The organism is Kitasatospora sp. NPDC059722 (assembly GCF_042733235.1).
Classification (GTDB): domain Bacteria; phylum Actinomycetota; class Actinomycetes; order Streptomycetales; family Streptomycetaceae; genus Kitasatospora.
The window spans coordinates 1-2,211 of sequence record NZ_JBHWGD010000266.1 but is presented as its reverse complement, the minus strand read 5'-3'; the positions used below and the strand labels follow the sequence as shown (position 1 = coordinate 2,211).

Here is a 2,211-nt window from a genome sequence, read left to right as displayed (position 1 = left end):
GCGCAAGTGCTTGCTGAGCACCGAGGAGACCGGCTGGACCGCCGACGGCGCCGCCCGCGTCGCGATCCGGGTGGACGGCGGACCGAAGGCCGAACTCCCGCTGCCCAGCGGCGCCGTCGCCGTCCGGGCGCTGCGGGGCTCCGAGTTCCGCCGGGGCGGCGTGGTCTTCGCGCCGCTCCCCGGCGGCACCGGGGCGCTGCCCGCCTTCACCACGGACTCCGCGACGCTGCTCGCGCGCGGCCGGGACGCCACCGTGCTGCTCGTGGTGCGGCTGCCGCCGAGCACGGCGCACTTCGCCGGGAGCGCCCGGCCGCGCCGCCACCAACTGCGCGGACAGGTGGTCGCCGCCGGACGGACCGGTCGGCGCCTGCTCGTCTACTACGTCGACCGGAGCCGCCTCCTCCTCCACGTCAGCGGCAGCCGCCTCGGTGAACCGGGCCGCTACGACGTCGACTTGGCCGACCTCGGGCTCGACGCCGCCGCACTCCCCGCGCTCGCGCACCAGCCCGTCCTGCCGCTCGTGCGCGACGGCGAGGACCTCGTCGTCCCCCTGGCCGGGCACTGGCGACGGATCGCGCCCGGCGGCCGGGTCACCCTCGACGGGCCGGTGGTGTCGACCGCCGGCGGCCGGCCCTTCGTCCGGGCCCGGGAACCGCGGCTGTTCGACGGCGAGCTCCCGCCCGGCGTGGCCGAGTGCGAGTACCTCGTGCACGGCGCGGGCGGGCTGCTCGCGTGGTCCGAGGACGACTTCGGGTGGGACATCCGCACCCGGAAGGGCGAGCGCCGCTACCTCGAACTCCCCGGCGGCGGCGATGTCATCGCGATCATCGAGGACGAGTCCGGTGCGCCCGTGCTCCTCACGTGCACCCGCGACGCCCACCTGGTCCGCGCCGTCCGCGAAGGCCAGGTCCGCACGCTCACGGACTTCTCCGGCGGGCCCGCGGTGCCCGCCGTCCACCCGCGCTGGCCGATGATCGCGGCCGAGCCCCGGCCGGGCCGGCTGAGGGCCGGCAATGCGGCGACCGGCAAGACCCTCCTCTCGATCGAGAACGACGAATGAGCCCTGTCATCCACGCGTCCGGCTTCGTGCTCGACGTCCCAGTGATCGGTGCGGCCGAGGCCGCCGACCGCGTCCTCACGGCCTGGCGGCCGGGCGCCGAGCTGCGCGAACTTCCGGACCGCCGCTGGCTCTTCACGCTTCCCGAGCCGACGCCGATCCGGGTCGACGGCGCTCCGGGGGAGCCGCTTCGCGCGGTCGGGGGCGGGCTGGAGGCCGTCGGGCTGCGAGGTGACGAGAATGCGGCTCCCGGTGAACTCCTGCTCCATCCTGGCGGTGTGATTGAGCGTCATATCATCGATGCACTACCGCAGTTGAGGCCAGAGGACTGGCTCGACCTGTCCGGACTCACCCTCCACCGGCTCGGCGTGGTCGGTGCCCCGGTCGTGCCCGAGCCCGTCCGGGAGGACGTCCCGCAGGCGCCCGCCGTGGACCTTCGTGCGGCCGCCGGGATCTCCGAGTCGACCGACCGCGCGCGCCGCCGTACGGCGCCGGGCCCGGACCGCTCCAACGAGGGGTGGGTCGCCGCTGCCGCGGTGTTCCTGGTCGCCGCGATCGCCGCGATCCCCTTCTCGAACCTGATCGCCCGCAGGGGCTTCCACCTCGGCGCGTTCCTGCTCGCCGTCGGCGGCGCCGCCGCGGTCCTCCTGGGCTTCGTCCTGCACGACCGGCGCCAGGCGCGGTCGGCCGGTGCCGCCCACGCTGCGGCCGGCGGGGCTGCCGCCCGCAGCACGGCCAGGCCGCGCGGCGCCCGCCGCACGCCGTCCACCTCCGGCGCGCTCCACCGCCGCCACCTGCGCTACCTCCGCGACCTCACCCGGGCATTCGAGCAGCGCCGCTGGGAGGACGCCCTGCGCGACGCCATCCGGCTCGCCGCCGCGGGCTCCCGCGACCAGCCGGTCTGGTTCGGCCGCCGCCTGCCCCGCCGCTTCACCGGCGCCCTCAGGCCGACCCCGCGGCTCGCCGACGGCCCGCTCGTCGCCAGTCCGATCAGCGGCCCGACGGTCCACCAGTACCTCACCGACCTCTACCGCGAGGCCGCCCGCGCCCTCGAAGGCGAAGGGCGGTTCGACGAGGCCGCGTTGGTCCACGCCGACCACCGCGACGCCCCCCCCCGCCCCGCCCCCCCCCGAGGCCGGTGACGGCGGCGTCCT

2 protein-coding genes are annotated in these 2,211 nt (G+C 76.8%); both read left to right on the top strand.

Annotation, left to right across the window (positions count from 1 at the left end; translation table 11 throughout):
* Nucleotides 1–1,060: hypothetical protein (locus ACFV4F_RS43165; RefSeq protein WP_380511500.1), on the top strand; the 1,060-nt coding region annotated here is incomplete at its 5' end.
* The gene (locus tag ACFV4F_RS43160) at nt 1,057–2,199 is read left to right on the top strand and encodes a bpX6 domain-containing protein (RefSeq protein ID WP_380511498.1); all 1,143 of its coding nucleotides are present in this window, start codon (nt 1,057–1,059) and stop codon (nt 2,197–2,199) included. The genes ACFV4F_RS43165 and ACFV4F_RS43160, both read left to right, overlap by 4 nt.
* Nucleotides 2,200–2,211 lie beyond the last annotated feature (12 nt).